Here is a 14518-nt window from a genome sequence, read left to right on the forward strand (position 1 = left end):
GAGTTTCCCGCGCTTTTCCATTCAGACATCGCCCCGTTTAATGAGCCAGATAGGTCGATATGATCGGCACGTAAGTAACCAGCGCCAGCAGGATAAACAGCGCCATATACATGCTGAAGGCCTGGCGGGTGAAATCTCCAACCCTCACCTTCGCGATGTTGCAGACCATCAACATGACCGTACCAACCGGTGGTGTCAGTGTGCCAATCGACAGGTTGATGATCACGATGATACCGAAATGCACCGGGTCAATGCCCAGCGCCTTCACCGTCGGCATCAGGAGCGGCACCAGAACGATCATCAGGGCCGTACCTTCGATCAAAGCGCCGAGGATCAGCAGGATCACGTTGACTGCCAGCAGGAACGCATAAGGATTGCTGGTGAAAGACGAGATAAGCTGCATCAGCGACTGGCCGGCCTGTTCAAGCGAAAACACCCACGCGAGCGCTGACGACGCCATGATGACGAGCATGACGGATGCGGTTGATTTCGCCGTTTCGATCAGCGAATCCACCACATGCGAGATACGCATTTCGCGATAGATCACGAAGCCGATAATCAAAACCAGCGTAACCGCAACCGCACCGGCTTCCGTCGGCGTGAAGATGTTCATGCGGATGCCGCCGATGATCGCGAACAGCAGCAGCACCGCAGGCCATGCCGAAGCAAGCGTCGATGCAACCTCGGCTCCGCTCATCCGCTTTTCACGGCTTGGTTTATAGCCGCGCTTCACCGATGTGACATAGGCCGCAATCATCAGGATAACAGCGCCGAGAATGCCCGGCAGCACACCCGCCATGAACATCTTGCCGATGGAAACGTCAGCGATCAGACCATAGATGATGAGCGCGATACCCGGAGGAATGATCGGCGTAATCAGCGAGCCTGCAGCCGTGACCGCGCAGGAAAATGCCTTGTCATAGCCGCGCTTGACCATTTCCGGCACCATCATGCGGGTGAGCATGGCGCTGTCGGCCAGATTGGAAGCGCTGACGCCGCCCATCAGGGTGGAAACCATGATGTTGGTGAGCGCCATGCCGCCGCGCATGCGGCCCACCAGGATTTCCGCGACCTTGATCAGCCGCTCGGCAATGCCGGTATGCGACATCACCGTGCCAAGCATGATGAAGAACGGAATGGCGAGCAGCGACGTATTCTGAGCAGGGCTGATGAAGCGCTGAACGGCAATCGCTATCGGCATCTGGTTGAAGAAGGTGAAATAGGTGAAGACCGCAATCAGAATGGCCACGTAAAGGCGCATATTGAGCGCGATCAGCGCCAGCATGATGAGAACGATGGTCGTCAGGTTCATGCCTTGCCTCCCGCAAAAGCGGCGCGCAAGGATTTGAATGCGCCTGCAAACATATAAAGAGCGATAATGACGAAGCCGACGGGCACAGCGATATCGATCCAGTAATAGGAGACTCGCAGCACGTCAGTTACTTTGAACTGCGCCGCAACCGAAAGCTTGTAACCGGCATAGGACACGTAGAGCAGAAACAGTCCCGACAGGATTGAAACGATAGCGTTGATGACCTCGCGCAGCTTTTCCGGCAGCAGGTCCACGAGCATCGGGATGGCAAGATGCTGGTTGCTGCGTTCTGCGGCGACACTGCCGAGCATCACGATCCAGATCATCAACAGACCAGCCATTTCCTCGGTCCATTGCAATGGCTGGTGCATCCAGTAGCGCATGACAACGGCGATGTTGAACATCGCAAGCAGGATGAACAGCGGCACCGCAGCCAACCATTCGATCAGTTTTTCAAACAGTTTCATCGGATTGAATTCCATGAGCAAACCACGCCGCGGCAAAGCCGCGGCATGGCAATATCCGAATAAGGATGGATCAGTTCAGTTCGGCTTTGATCTTGTCATAAAGACCAGGCGACCATTCCGGGAACTGGGTGTAGACCTTTTCAGCAAGGGCCTTGAAAGGAGCGCGGTCGACGTCGATGATCTCGACACCGGCTTCCTTCATCTTTTCGATCATTTCATTGTCTTTTTCGATCGTCAGCTTCTGGCTGTAGAGGCCTGCATCATAGGCGGACTCATGGATCATCTTGAGCTGATCTTCCGGCAGCGTGGAGAAGAAGGCTTCGCCGCCGACGATGAGCGCCACATTGGTCAGATAGCCGACCTTGCTCAGATACTTGGCTTCTTCCTGGAATTTCTGGCCGTAAAGAACCGAAATCGGGTTCTCAACGCCATCGATCACGCCCTGCGCCAGCGCCGGGAAGGTTTCGCCCAGCGGCATCGGGGTAGGCGTTGCGCCCATGGCCTCGAAGGTCTTGATCTGCATGACGTTGTTCGGCACGCGGATCTTCATGCCCTTCAGGTCTTCCGGCGTGCGGATCGGCTTCTTGGAAATGATCTGGCGAATGCCGTAAAGATAGTTCGGCATTACGATATGAATGCCCTTCTTCTTCAGCTCTTCGCTCTTCTCCTTGAACCAGGGACCGTCATAGACCTTGAAAAGCTGTGCCGGATCGTCGGTCAGGAACGGGCCGTAGAGCACGCCGAGGTCCGGGTCGTATTCGGCCAGGAAGCCAACGTCGGAAATAGTCACGACGTTGAGGCCCATCATGGCCTGTTCGGTCACATCTTTTTTGGAGCCAAGCTGCGAGCTTGGATAAAGTTCGAGCGTGATCTCGCCATTGCTGCGCTTGGCAAGGTCATCTTTCCAGTAATGCATTACTTCATCGAAAGGCTCGCCGGGATTGTTTTCGTAGGCAACCTTGATCGACACATTGGCAGCATATGCAGCCATGCTTCCGGCCAGCAACATGCTGGCGGCGATCATGCCGGTAACGAGTTTCTTCATGTTTTCCTCCCGTATGGGGTCATTAAACAATGGCCTTGTGGCCGGTTTCCTCCACTAGCGCTCTGCATCGGTCGTGCCGGCGCACAGCATTTGCTTCGATTTCAGTTGCGCTCGATGATGATCTTCAAAACATTTCGGTCGCCGTCCCAATAGGGAAGCGCCGCTTCAGCTTCATCGAACGGAAATACCTTGGAGATCAGCTTGTCGGCATCCGCGCCAAGCTTCTCCAGATGCGTTATGACGGCCTCGAAATCTGCAAGTGTCGCATTGCGCGATCCCATGATGTCGAGTTCCTTCAGGTTGAAGAACTGGGTCTGATAGGTCACGGGCGCCTTGGAATAGCCGACATAAACCACCCTGCCCGCAAAGCCTGCCAGATCGACAGCCTGCGTGAATGTGATCGGCAGGCCGACCGCTTCAAAAGCAACATCCACCCCGTCATCGTTGGTCAACACCTGCACCTTCGCGACAACATCGTCGCCACCCGGCAGTGCGTGCGTTGCGCCGAACTGCAGCGCCAGTTCACGCTTTTCGGCACTTGGATCGATGGCGATGACCTTGGCGCCGCGCGCGACGGCACCGAGCAGCACGCCCATGCCGATCATGCCACAACCGAGAACCGCGACCGTATCACCTGCCTGGACCCGCCCGCGCTCGACGGCGTGAAAGCCGACCGAAAGCGGCTCGACCAGCGCCAGATGACGTGGCTCCAGCGTATCGTTGAGGATCAGCTTTTCGGAAGGCAGCACGATCTGGTCAGCCAGACCGCCATTCTGCTGCACGCCAAGCGTCTTGTTATAACGGCACGCATTGAGCCGCCCCTTGCGGCATGATGAGCACTCACCGCAATTCGTATAGGGCAGCACGATCACTCGCTTACCCTTAGCGTAGGCAGCGTCGACACCATCGCCGACTTCGATGATTTCTCCACCGATCTCGTGGCCCGGAATGCGCGGCAGCTGAACCAGAGGGTTAAGCCCCTTGAAGGTGTTCAGGTCGCTGCCGCACAGCCCCACATGGCGCACGCGCACGCGGACATGCCCCGCCAGCAATGGCGCTTCGTCGATTTCTGCAAAACGTGTGACGTTTTCGCTCTCGATACGCAGAGCTTTGACCATCGAATTATTCCTGTCAGTCGTCATTGAATAAGGGGCTGCGAAACAAATGGATCAGGTTACGGCACCGACCTGCCACGGCACGAATTCGTTGTCGCCATAGTCGTAGACTTCGCTCAACGTCTTCTCGCCGGAAGCGACGGCGATGATATGTTCAAAGATGCGCGTACCGGACTGTTCGATGGTCTCATCGCCGGTGACGATGCCGCCGCAATTTATGTCCATGTCTTCCTTCATGTGCTCGTACATTTCGGAATTCGTGGCGATCTTGATGCAGGGCGAAGGCTTGAAGCCGGAGACCGAACCGCGCCCCGTGGTGAAGCAGATCACATTGCAGCCACCTGCCACCTGTCCCGTCACAGCGACGGGATCGTAGCCCGGTGTATCCATGAAAACGAAGCCCGGTTCGGTCACGGTTTCAGCAAATTCATAGACGGCCTTGAGCGGCATGGAACCGCCCTTGGCAACCGCGCCGAGCGACTTTTCCAGAATGGTGGTGAGCCCGCCAAGCTTATTGCCATGCGACGGGTTGTTGTTGAGTTCGTCGCCATTGCGCGCCGTGTAGTCGCGCCACCAGTCGATGCGCTGCAACAGTTTTTCGGCGACCGCAGGCGTTACGGCGCGGCGCGTCAGAAGATGTTCCGCGCCATAGATTTCCGGCGTTTCCGACAGAACGGTCGTACCGCCGTTGCGCACGATAAGGTCAGACGCATAGCCCAATGCCGGATTGGCCGAGATGCCGGAATAGCCGTCCGAGCCGCCGCATTCCAGCGCCACTTTCAGCTTCGACAAGGGCTGTTTGGTGCGCACTGCCGAATTGACCAGCGGCAGCATTTCCTTGATCTCGGCAATCGCATGATCGATGGTCTTGCGCGTGCCGCCATGCTGCTGGATCGTCATGGTGCGCAGGCGCGAGCCTTCTTCCATGCGGTAATGTTCGAGGATCGGCGCAATCTGGTTGGTTTCGCAGCCAAGCCCGATCAGCAATATGCCCCCGAAATTCGGATGCTTGGCATAGCCCTGAATGGTGCGGGTCAAAAGGCGATAGCCTTCCGACTTGGTGTTGAGCGCGCAACCGCTGCCATGCGTCAGCGCGACGACGCCATCGACATTGTCGAAACCGTCAAGGCCGCCCATGCGATTGAAATAATCGGCAATGTAGCGCGACACCGTAGCCGAGCAATTGACCGACGAAATCACGCCGATGAAATTGCGCGTGCCGACGCCGCCCGCGCCGCGGTCAAAGCCCATGAAATGGCGACGCTCCGCCTCTGGCAGCATGCCGCGTTCTTCAATATCGATCGAGAACTGGTGCTCGTGTTCGGAGGGCAGCATGGCAAGGTTCTGCAGATGCACATGCTCGCCCTGCGCAATGTCCTTCGTCGCAACGCCGATCACCTGCCCGTATTTCAGGACTTCCCTGCCTTCCGGAATATCGCGAACTGCAACCTTGTGCCCACGTCCGATCAGTTCCCGAGCCTTGATCCCATCAAGGCCGATGGAATCGCCCGCGCGAACCGAAACGCGCGCCACCGCAACATCATCCGAAGGATGCAGCAGAATTACAGGCGCCACCGCTGTAGCAACGGAATCATTCATATGTCTGACCTCACTCCCAAATCGCCCCGGCTGATCACTCGCTGGGTTCATTATCCATCCAACGCTGCTTGGATCGGTCCAGATGCGTTCGCATGGCTGCCTGCGCCTGAAGCGGATCCCTCGCTTCCAGCGCCGCATAGATGGCTTCATGCTCGGCCAAAGCCAGAGCCCATGTATCGTTATCCTCGAAGCGTGTTCTGATATGCGACGTCAGCGGGCTGTGCCGCTCGTCGAAAAGGTCGCGCACAATGCGCACCAGTACCGAGTTGCCGGATTGCTCGGCAACGAGCAGATGAAACTGCCTGTCGAGTTCAATCGCCTTGCGCCCGGCGTCGACATTCACCTTCATGGCGTCAATCGTCGCGCGCAATTCGGCCAGGCTTTCAGGCGTCATGCGCGCGCAGGCCGTAACGACCACGCTGCCCTCGACCATCTCGCGCGCCTGCATGATTTCAAGGGGACTTTCGCCGATGGAAGCTCCGTGCGAAAGCAAACGCTTTTCCGACTCCGGCGTGACATAGATGCCGGACCCCATACGGATCTCGACATTGCCGGCGATTTCGAGCGCAATCAGCGCCTCGCGCAGCGAGGGGCGCGACACGCCGAGCTGCTGCGCCAGCTCGCGCTCAGCCGGCAGCCTGCTGCCAGCGGGAAACTGGCCATCCTGAATGAGATTCCTCACCCGGTCTGCAATCTGCTGGTAAAGCCTGCGCGGTTCCGCGGCTGCCGTAAAGTCGCTCATGGTGCTCCCAATTCACCTCTCCTCGAATTGGCCTTACCATATTTCCAAGCGAAACGAAGCGCAATATGCACAGAAACGCGATGAATTGCGGCAAATCGCGCATTTCAACAAGCACGACCGAACCAATCTGCCAATAAAGATTCCTACTGGCTTGACCAATTTGCTGTGCATCGCTTAGTTAAAACTACTGATTTATGGGAGAAGGTCATGCACGAAAAGCCAGCGATTCTGCAGTTTGGCACCAGCCGATTTCTGTTGGCTCATGCCGATTTCTTTGTTTCAGAGGCACTTTCTGAAGGCAAAGCGATCGGAACGATTGGCGTTGTGCAGACGACTTCAAACCCGCAGAGCAGCCAACGCATAGCGGCTTTGAACGAAAGCCGCAGCTATCCCGTCATGATCCGTGGTCTGATCGACGGCAAACCGTCCGAAAAGGAATATCAGGCAAAGGGTGTCACCGCCGCCTATTCGGCGCATCATGACTGGGCCGCGATTCTCGACCTCGGCGCGAGCGTTGATGTGATCCTTTCCAACACCGGCGACAAGGGTTATGAGCTAGATTCGAGTGATGACAGCTCGCTTCTTGCCCACCCGGAAGCTTTGCCGAAAAGCTTTCCGGCCAAGCTTCTGGTGCTCCTGCATCATCGCTGGCAGCGCAATCCGGATGCGTCATTGTCGGTATTTCCCTGCGAGCTGATCTCTCGCAATGGCGACAAGCTGCGCTCGATCCTGATCGAACTCGCCCACGACTGGAAACTGCCGGACAGTTTTGTCCAATGGCTCGAAATGCGCTGCATCTTCGCCAACAGCCTTGTCGACCGCATCGTTTCAGAACCCCTCGACCCCATCGGCGCCGTGGCCGAACCCTATGCGCTCTGGGCAATCGAGAATGCCGATGGGCTGAGGCTCCCTTGCGAACATGAAGACATCGTCGTTACCGACGATCTGGCGCGCTACGAGCGCCTGAAGCTCTATCTGCTCAACCTTGGCCATACGTTCATCGCCGAACAATGGCTCAAGGGCGGGCGCCCGAAGGATGAAATCGTGCTGGAAGCCATGCAGGACGAGACAATCCGGAGTGAACTGGAAGCGGTCTGGCGTGAGGAAGTGCTGCCGGTATTTGCTGCGGACGGCCTTGGTGAACAAGCGTCGGCTTATGTGGATTCTGTACGGGAACGGTTTCTCAATCCTTTCCTCAAGCACCGCATTGCAGACATTGCTTCCAACCATGAGGAAAAGAAGCAGCGGCGCTTCGCGCCGGTCATCGCTCGCGCAACTGAGCTTGGCCTCAATCTCGCACAGAGCCGTTTGAAGGCGGCTGTCGGTTAGAGTGCGGCGTCCCTTCGGACGTGCAAATGACGCGCCAACCTATTGAGCCTGCGCGTCGTGCTTCCCGAAAATCGAATCCGATTTTCGGGCCGATGCTGCAAGCCATTCGTTCAACTCGACTTCGGCACGTTCCAGCGCGCTGTAGTTTAAAAGCTTGCGCAGGAGCGCGACCGTGACGGCACGCGCCCGGAGATTGAAGCGGCCCTCCTCAGGCTCACCCTTTTCCTGGTAAACGCCAAGTTTTTCATAGAGTTGCTGCAATCTGTTCTGGACGCTTCTGAGCGACAGATTGCGGCGGCGTGCGATGACGCGGTCTGTCAGACCCAGCGCGATATCGATAAGAATTTCATATTCGCTTTCGCTGAAGCCGCTGGCATGGCCGAGGCTCTTCTGCTGCAGCCCGCGCACCTCACGGTCGATAACGCATTGCGCCTCGACGAAGATGCTGCGCAATGCCAGCCGCAGCTTGTCGTCGGATGCAGATTTCAGCACATAGCCGTAAGCCGCCCCTTCTGGCACGATGCGCGACACGCCCCGCACGTAGGCTTCGTCGGCGTAATTCGACCAGAACAGGATGCGCGTTTCCGGATTTTCCTTCCAGATGGTGCGCGCCGCCTCAATGCCATTGCGCCCGTTCATCTGCAAATCCATGACGATGTGCGCTGCCCTGTGCTGGCGCGCCAGCTTTTCGCCAGCCGACCCGTTGTCGGCCTCCAGCACGTCACTGCATTCCGGCAGCGCCGCCCGCACGGCCTCGCCAAGATAGGCGCGATGCAACGGATCATCTTCCACGATCAGGACATGCATTTTATCCTCCGCTCTCCCGGCACATTTCAGCGGGCAGGTGAATGGTGACGCTGGTGCCGCCGCCCTCCCCGTTTTTCCTGATAGCGAAATTGGCAGAAATCAACCGCGCCCGCGTGCGCATATTGTCGATCCCGTGCCCGACATCGGGACGCTGCATCTGGCGATCCATGCCGATGCCGTTGTCTGCGACTTCCACGTGCAGGCGACCGCCCTTGTTGCGGAACGTAACGCGCAGCCGGCTCGCATGCGCATGGCGGATCGTATTGTTGATCGCCTCCTGCACGATGCGAAAGAGCGAGGTCGCAACGGTTTCCTCCAGTCGGTCAGCCATGCCATCGCTGTGATCGTCGAGCGTCCATTCGATGGTTGCCCCGCTGTCGCGCACCGAACGGCCCAGATGGTTTTCCGTCGCCTGCACGAAACCGAAAAGCTGGAGGATCGAAGGCTTCGCCTCTTCAATGATTTGCCGGAGGTCGTGCATGCAATGCTGGAGCCCGCGAAACAGCGGTTCAAGCTGCTCGCCCGAGAGGTCCGGCGTATGGGTGAGCCTCTCCACATGGCGCGCAAGCCGTGTCAGATCGGCCAGCGTCTGATCGTGCAGGTCCATGCCGATGCGGTGCCGCTCGATTTCCAGCGCTTCTGTCAGTTTCAGCGCCCCGAAACGCAAGCCCTCCTCGCGCGCCCGCGCTTCCGCTTCCACAATGGCGGACCGCTTGGCCTGCTCCGCCGCACGGATTGCGAAGAAATACGGCGTAAGCAGATCGGCAATCGACTGGGCATTTTCCACATCCCGCATCGTATAGCAGGCGGGGGTAAGACTGGAACAGCTGAGCGCACCGATGATATCGCCCTGCGCTTTCAGCGGCACATGCAGGCGCCCCCTCAGATCGTGCTCGATAATGGGGCTGGAAAAAGCCCCCGTGAAATGAAACCGCGGGTCGGTGCGCGCATCGTCAGTCAGAAGATGATCGGCTTCACCGGAAAGCACTGTTCGAATGGGGCTGCCGGAAAGCGGTGCGGGCGGATTACGGCTCCAGGCCGTTGATATGCCGCTTTCGTAGGCGATATGGAACTTGCCATCGAGTGTCTTGATGCACACATCCAGATGGTCATAGGGCACGATATGCGTGATCTCTGCCGCCACCGCCCGGATGATGGAATCAAAGTCGAGTTGTCCCGCCAGCAATCTGGAAATATTCAGATAGTGATCAAGCAACCTTTGGGGCGCGAGTTCAAGCAAGCGTCTCTCCTCCGGAACGCAGATTGCTCATAAGCTATAATACGCCGTAACGTCCTCGGCGCGTCTTGCGGGTTCCCGCAATTTTGCTGCGGGAACCCGCAAGTCAGTTGCTTCATTCGGCCTTCACAGAAGGCTCCTCTTCTTTCATCCTCGCTTCACCAGAAAATTGCCCGCAAGACAAGAGTGGAAATCAAGTCGATTGCGGTTGGTGCCGTTGAGGAGCGGCGGTGCGGGAGGCTCGCGCCATAATCATTTCAGACGATCCGGAGCGCCGGGGCGCTGCGGGTCGTATACTGGCAACCGGGAGGACAGAATGAAACTAGCAAAAATCCTTTTCGCATCCGCAGCACTTGCTGGCATTTTAGCCACGGGCAGCGCATTGGCCGACACATCGTCGAAGAAGATTGCATTCTCCAACAACTACGCTGGCAACTCGTGGCGCCAGGCCATGCTGGAAAGCTGGGACAAGATCACCAAGGAAGCCGTGAAGGCTGGCGTGGTGGCAGCCGCCGACCCGTTCACGACCGCCGAAAATCAGGCGACGGAGCAGGCCGCGCAGATCCAGAACATGATCCTGCAAGGCTATGACGCCATCGTTATCAATGCGGCCTCTCCGACCGCGTTGAATGGCGCAATCAAGGAAGCCTGCGACGCGGGCATCACCGTCGTTTCCTTTGACGGCATAGTGACCGAGCCTTGCGCATGGCGCATCGCGGTCGATTTCAAGGCAATGGGCGAAGGTCAGATCGACTACCTTGCCAAGCGTTTCCCGGATGGCGGCAACCTGCTCGAAATTCGTGGCCTTGCCGGTGTTTCCGTCGATGACAATATCCATGCCGGCATCGAAGAAGGCGTAAAGAAGCATCCGAAATTCAAGATCGTCGGTTCCGTCAATGGCGACTGGGCCGCAGACGTCGCACAGCGTGCCGTCGCTGGCATTCTCCCAAGCCTGCCGAAAGTCGATGCGGTCGTAACACAGGGCGGCGACGGCTATGGCGCTGCGCAGGCCTTCGCTGCCGCCAAACGCGAAACGCCGATCATCATCATGGGCAACCGTGAAGACGAACTGCAGTGGTGGAAGCAACAGAAAGACGCCAACGGCTACGAAACCATGTCGGTTTCGATTGCACCGGGCGTTTCCACGCTGGCTTTCTGGGTCGCACAGCAGATTCTCGACGGCAAGGACGTGAAGAAGGACCTCGTGGTTCCTTTCCTCAGCGTCAGCCAGGAATCGCTCGACAAGGACCTCGCCAACACCCAGAAGGGTGGCGTCGCCAATGTAGAATATTCGCTGGAAGACGCGCAGAAGGTCATCGACGCTGCGAAATAAGCGGATCAGCCCAAAATATGAGGGGCGGGTTCATCCTCGCCCCTTCTTCGTCCCTTTACCTTGACGCCTTTCCGACAGCAGTGCCTTTGCCGCGTCGCCGGAAAATGTCCAATCGTTAGTTGAGTGCATGACAGAAACAGCAGAGAAACAGGAGGTCGTCGCCGCGCGCGATATTCGCGTGCAGTTCGGTGCGGTAAAAGCACTGGACGGCGCTGAACTCGTGATCCGCGAAGGTGAATGTGTGGGGCTGGTCGGCCATAATGGCGCAGGCAAATCCACCATCGTCAATGTCATCAATGGCGGGCTTTCCCCGCATGAAGGCAGCATTTCCTATCACGGCGAACCGGGACATGGCGTGGTAACAGCGCGCAAGCACGGCGTGCGCTGTGTGTTTCAGGAATTGTCACTGTTTCCAAACCTCACCATTGCGGAAAATGTCCGCATCATGCAGCGCGACCTCGAAGGCGCGAACTGGCGCGGCAAGGCCGTCGAACTGATTTCCACGAAGCTTGATGAGATTTTTCCCGGCCACAAGATCGAAAGCAGCGCGACCATCGACGAACTGTCGATTGCCGAGCGGCAGATGGTGGAAATCGCCATCAATTTCACCGCGCCCGGCACCGCGCCGAAGCTTGTCATTCTGGACGAACCGACCTCCTCGCTCGACGCAGGCATTGCCGCGCAGCTGATGGCCTATGTGCGCCGTTTCGTCGGCGCGGGCGGTTCCGTCATTCTCATTTCGCATATGCTGGGCGAAATTCTCTCCACCTCCGACCGCATCGTCGTGATGAAGGACGGCAAGGTCGTCGCCAATCGTGCAGCCAAAGATTTCACCAATCGCAGCCTCGTTGAAGCCATGGGCAGCGTCGAGCGCGAAAAGGCAGCGCGCCGCGTTGCAAAGACCGATGCGAGCGGTACGCCCGTTCTGTCCTTTGCCAAGCGCGCCAGCGACATCAAGCCGTTTCAGGCATTCAAGGGCGAAGTCATCGGCCTCGCCGGACTGGCCGGACACGGGCAGACCAGGATGCTGCTCGACCTTTACTATGCGCGGCGACCGAACTGGGTCCCTGCCCGCAACTGCGAAATCGCTTTTGTGGCCGGCGACCGCAGCCTCAACGGCACTTTCCCGCTGTGGAGCATTCTGCACAATCTCACCATCGGCTCGCTGGATCGGCTGTCGTCGGCAAAGCTCGTTGACCAGAAGCGCGAAGACACGCTCGGCAGCCAGTGGAAAGACCGCATCCAGATTCGCACGCCGGATATGGGCAATCGCATCCTGTCGCTTTCGGGCGGCAACCAGCAGAAGGTGCTTTTCGCCCGCGCATTGGCGACCAGCGCCAACGTCATTTTGATGGACGACCCGATGCGCGGCGTCGATGTGGGTACCAAGCAGGAAGTCTATGAAATCCTGCGCCACGAGGCGGAAAACGGACGCACCTTCGTCTGGTACTCCACCGAAATGGACGAAATCGAACTTTGTGACCGCGTCTATGTTTTCCGCGACGGCGCTATCGTCGCGGAACTGACTGGCGAAGACATTACGGAAAAGAACGTGCTTGCAGCATCCTTTGAGGGAGGACACGAATAATGCGCCTTTCCTCTTCCTCCATCCGCCTGCTGACGCCGGTATTCTCGCTGATTTTGCTCCTTGCTGCCGTCTTCTACATGCAGCCGCGCGCCATGAGCTATACGGGATTGAACCTGCTGTTCAACCTGGCTGTGCCTATCGCTCTGGCAACCATCGCCCAGATGCTCATCATGGCCGTCAACGATCTCGATCTTTCGATGGGAACCTTTGTGAGCTTTGTCGTCTGCGTCGCGGCGACCTGGCTCAACACGGCTCCCCTCATCGGTGTGCTGATCCTCGCAGCCGCAATCGCCGCTTATGCGGCGCTGGGCGCGATCATCCATTTGCGCAATTTGCCTTCCATCGTCGTCACGCTCGGCATGAGCTTCGTCTGGGGCGGTTTAGCCGTGCTTCTCCTGCCCTCGCCCGGCGGACAGGCGCCGGACTGGGCGCGCTCCCTCATGACGGCCAAGCCGCCCTTCATGCCGATGGCCATTGTCGCCAGCATCGTAATTGCCGTCGTCACGCATTTCATCGTCATGCGCTCGACCTTCGGCGTTCTGATGCGCGGTGCGGGCGGCAATACCCGCTCCATCGAGCGCGCTGGCTGGTCAGTCACCGCCATCCGCGCCGCGACCTATGCGCTGGCCGCCTTCTTCGCCGTGCTGGCGGGAATTGCCCTGGTCGGCCTCACCACTTCGGCGGATGCCAATATCGCGTTACGTTATACGCTCCTTTCCATCGCGGGCGTCATTCTGGGCGGCGGTGAGTTCGTTGGCGGGCGCGTTTCGCCGATCGGCGCGGTGATTGGTGCGCTGACGCTGACCCTTGCGGGATCATTCCTCTCCTTCATGCGCATTTCGCCGGACTGGCAGATCGGCGCGCAGGGCGGCATTCTCATCATGGTGCTGGCATTGCGCCTCTTCCTCAACCGCCTCGAAAAGGGGGAGAAAAAGCAATGAACGGCCTCGCCATTCTCACCAGCCGCCCGTGGATATGGTCGTTTATCGCGACCGCTGCGGTGTGGATCATCACCATCCTCTTCACCGGCGGCGCAGGCGCGCACGGACTTTCCCATGCAGCCTTCACCTTCGCATCCTTCTCGGTGATCGTCGGGCTGGGGCAGATGTTCGTCATCACGCTCGGCCCCGGCAATATCGACCTGTCGGTCCCGGCCAACATGACGCTTGCAGCCACGCTGGCGCTCAAGCTCATGGATACGCAGGATGGCATGGTGCTGGCAGGGCTTGCCGTCGCCATACTGATCGGCCTTGCCATCGGCATCTGCAATTACACACTGATCAAGCTTCTGCGCATTCCGCCCATCATCGCCACCCTGTCGATGAGCTTCCTGATCCAGTCCACCGCCATCTGGAGCAATCGCGGACTGCGCGTGAAGCCGCCGGAAAGCCTCGCACAATTCACCACCGCCTCCACGCTCGGCATTCCCAATGTCGCCATCGTGGCGCTGATCCTGTCGGCCATCGGCTGGGTACTTTTGAAAAAGAGCATCTATGGACGCTGGATTTCGGCAATCGGTCAAAATCCCTTTGCAGCCCGCATGGCAGGCGTTCCGGTCGATGGCACACGCTTCGTCACCTATCTGCTCTGCGCGGTGCTGGCCTCGCTCTGCGGCTTCCTGCTCGCCTGTTTCTCGGGCGGCGCGGCACTCAACATGGGCGCGGAATATCTGCTGATGTCGATTGCGGTCGTCATCATCGGCGGCACGGCGGTTGCGGGCGGTGATTCCAATATCCCCGGCATATGGGGCGCTGCCCTCTTCATGTTCCTCATCGTTTCAATGCTTAACACCTACGGCTTCGGTGCCGGTGTCCGTCTCGTGCTGACAGGACTCACCATCATTGCGGTGATCGTCCTCGCCAGTGGCCGAAGGGCAGAGCGATAGTTTTTCTGGAGTGATTTTCCTTGTCTCAGACTGTTTCGATCTACGAAATCCACGACGAA

Annotated in this window: 13 protein-coding genes; 5 read left to right on the plus strand and 8 right to left on the minus strand. The window is 58.3% G+C overall.

Annotated elements, in window-relative coordinates; all coding sequences use genetic code 11:
* Window positions 1-37: 37 nt before the first annotated feature.
* The 6 genes from J9800_RS03230 to J9800_RS03255 form a co-directional block, all read right to left on the minus strand.
* Window positions 38-1312 carry a TRAP transporter large permease gene (locus J9800_RS03230; protein ID WP_112587224.1) on the minus strand — a complete coding sequence of 425 codons (1275 nt, stop codon included), beginning with the start codon at window positions 1310-1312 and terminating at the stop codon, window positions 38-40.
* Window positions 1309-1779 (minus strand): TRAP transporter small permease, encoded by a 471-nt coding sequence (locus J9800_RS03235; RefSeq protein ID WP_286167421.1) that lies wholly within the window; start codon window positions 1777-1779, stop codon window positions 1309-1311. Before J9800_RS03235 ends, J9800_RS03230 begins: the two co-directional genes overlap by 4 nt.
* Before the next feature lie 70 nt (window positions 1780-1849).
* Entirely contained in the window at window positions 1850-2824 is a 975-nt protein-coding gene (locus J9800_RS03240; RefSeq protein WP_012093254.1) for a C4-dicarboxylate TRAP transporter substrate-binding protein, read from the minus strand.
* A 101-nt stretch (window positions 2825-2925) separates the two neighbouring features.
* Window positions 2926-3942 (minus strand): zinc-binding alcohol dehydrogenase family protein, encoded by a 1017-nt coding sequence (locus tag J9800_RS03245; protein ID WP_114214721.1) that lies wholly within the window; start codon window positions 3940-3942, stop codon window positions 2926-2928.
* Window positions 3943-3993: 51 nt separating this feature from the next.
* A complete protein-coding gene (locus J9800_RS03250) occupies window positions 3994-5538 on the minus strand; it encodes a UxaA family hydrolase (protein WP_114214720.1) in 1545 nt (514 codons plus the stop codon).
* A 34-nt stretch (window positions 5539-5572) separates the two neighbouring features.
* Complete coding sequence (locus J9800_RS03255; protein ID WP_114214719.1) at window positions 5573-6280, minus strand: FadR/GntR family transcriptional regulator; 708 nt, start codon at window positions 6278-6280, stop codon at window positions 5573-5575.
* Window positions 6281-6487: 207 nt separating this feature from the next.
* Here J9800_RS03255 and J9800_RS03260 point away from each other — a divergent pair, with 207 nt between their 5' ends.
* Complete coding sequence (locus J9800_RS03260) at window positions 6488-7609, plus strand: mannitol dehydrogenase family protein (protein WP_114214718.1); 1122 nt, start codon at window positions 6488-6490, stop codon at window positions 7607-7609.
* Window positions 7610-7648: 39 nt separating this feature from the next.
* On the opposite strand, the gene J9800_RS03265 is transcribed toward J9800_RS03260, so the two are convergent.
* Together J9800_RS03265 and J9800_RS03270 are read right to left on the minus strand one after the other, a co-directional pair.
* Window positions 7649-8416 (minus strand): response regulator transcription factor, encoded by a 768-nt coding sequence (locus J9800_RS03265; protein WP_112587210.1) that lies wholly within the window; start codon window positions 8414-8416, stop codon window positions 7649-7651.
* A gap of 1 nt (window position 8417) precedes the next feature.
* Window positions 8418-9656 (minus strand): GAF domain-containing sensor histidine kinase, encoded by a 1239-nt coding sequence (locus J9800_RS03270; RefSeq protein ID WP_114214717.1) that lies wholly within the window; start codon window positions 9654-9656, stop codon window positions 8418-8420.
* A 313-nt stretch (window positions 9657-9969) separates the two neighbouring features.
* On the opposite strand from J9800_RS03270, the gene J9800_RS03275 reads away from it, so the two are divergent.
* The 4 genes from J9800_RS03275 (at window position 9970) to J9800_RS03290 (ending at window position 14459) form a co-directional block, all read left to right on the plus strand.
* Entirely contained in the window at window positions 9970-10986 is a 1017-nt protein-coding gene (locus J9800_RS03275) for an ABC transporter substrate-binding protein (RefSeq protein WP_114214716.1), read from the plus strand.
* Window positions 10987-11113: 127 nt separating this feature from the next.
* Entirely contained in the window at window positions 11114-12574 is a 1461-nt protein-coding gene (locus J9800_RS03280) for a sugar ABC transporter ATP-binding protein (protein WP_114214715.1), read from the plus strand.
* Window positions 12574-13515 (plus strand): ABC transporter permease, encoded by a 942-nt coding sequence (locus tag J9800_RS03285; protein ID WP_114214714.1) that lies wholly within the window; start codon window positions 12574-12576, stop codon window positions 13513-13515. Before J9800_RS03280 ends, J9800_RS03285 begins: the two co-directional genes overlap by 1 nt.
* Window positions 13512-14459: an ABC transporter permease gene (locus tag J9800_RS03290; protein ID WP_114214713.1), complete on the plus strand. Its 948-nt coding sequence runs from the start codon at window positions 13512-13514 to the stop codon at window positions 14457-14459. The genes J9800_RS03285 and J9800_RS03290 overlap by 4 nt, the downstream gene beginning before the upstream one ends.
* Window positions 14460-14518: the final 59 nt, after the last annotated feature.

Origin of the sequence: Ochrobactrum sp. AP1BH01-1 (genome assembly GCF_018066705.1) — a bacterium.
Lineage (GTDB): Bacteria > Pseudomonadota > Alphaproteobacteria > Rhizobiales > Rhizobiaceae > Brucella.

What these genes read in the sequence shown, in the direction of transcription:
- J9800_RS03250 (WP_114214720.1), bottom strand. Translation starts at nt 5,538, where the DNA reads ATGAATGATTCCGTTGCTACAGCGGTGGCGCCTGTAATTCTGCTGCAT.
- J9800_RS03255 (WP_114214719.1), bottom strand. Translation starts at nt 6,280, where the DNA reads ATGAGCGACTTTACGGCAGCCGCGGAACCGCGCAGGCTTTACCAGCAG.
- J9800_RS03280 (WP_114214715.1), top strand. Translation starts at nt 11,114, where the DNA reads ATGACAGAAACAGCAGAGAAACAGGAGGTCGTCGCCGCGCGCGATATT.
- J9800_RS03275 (WP_114214716.1), top strand. Translation starts at nt 9,970, where the DNA reads ATGAAACTAGCAAAAATCCTTTTCGCATCCGCAGCACTTGCTGGCATT.
- J9800_RS03290 (WP_114214713.1), top strand. Translation starts at nt 13,512, where the DNA reads ATGAACGGCCTCGCCATTCTCACCAGCCGCCCGTGGATATGGTCGTTT.
- J9800_RS03245 (WP_114214721.1), bottom strand. Translation starts at nt 3,942, where the DNA reads ATGGTCAAAGCTCTGCGTATCGAGAGCGAAAACGTCACACGTTTTGCA.
- J9800_RS03285 (WP_114214714.1), top strand. Translation starts at nt 12,574, where the DNA reads ATGCGCCTTTCCTCTTCCTCCATCCGCCTGCTGACGCCGGTATTCTCG.
- J9800_RS03240 (WP_012093254.1), bottom strand. Translation starts at nt 2,824, where the DNA reads ATGAAGAAACTCGTTACCGGCATGATCGCCGCCAGCATGTTGCTGGCC.
- J9800_RS03260 (WP_114214718.1), top strand. Translation starts at nt 6,488, where the DNA reads ATGCACGAAAAGCCAGCGATTCTGCAGTTTGGCACCAGCCGATTTCTG.
- J9800_RS03235 (WP_286167421.1), bottom strand. Translation starts at nt 1,779, where the DNA reads ATGAAACTGTTTGAAAAACTGATCGAATGGTTGGCTGCGGTGCCGCTG.
- J9800_RS03265 (WP_112587210.1), bottom strand. Translation starts at nt 8,416, where the DNA reads ATGCATGTCCTGATCGTGGAAGATGATCCGTTGCATCGCGCCTATCTT.
- J9800_RS03230 (WP_112587224.1), bottom strand. Translation starts at nt 1,312, where the DNA reads ATGAACCTGACGACCATCGTTCTCATCATGCTGGCGCTGATCGCGCTC.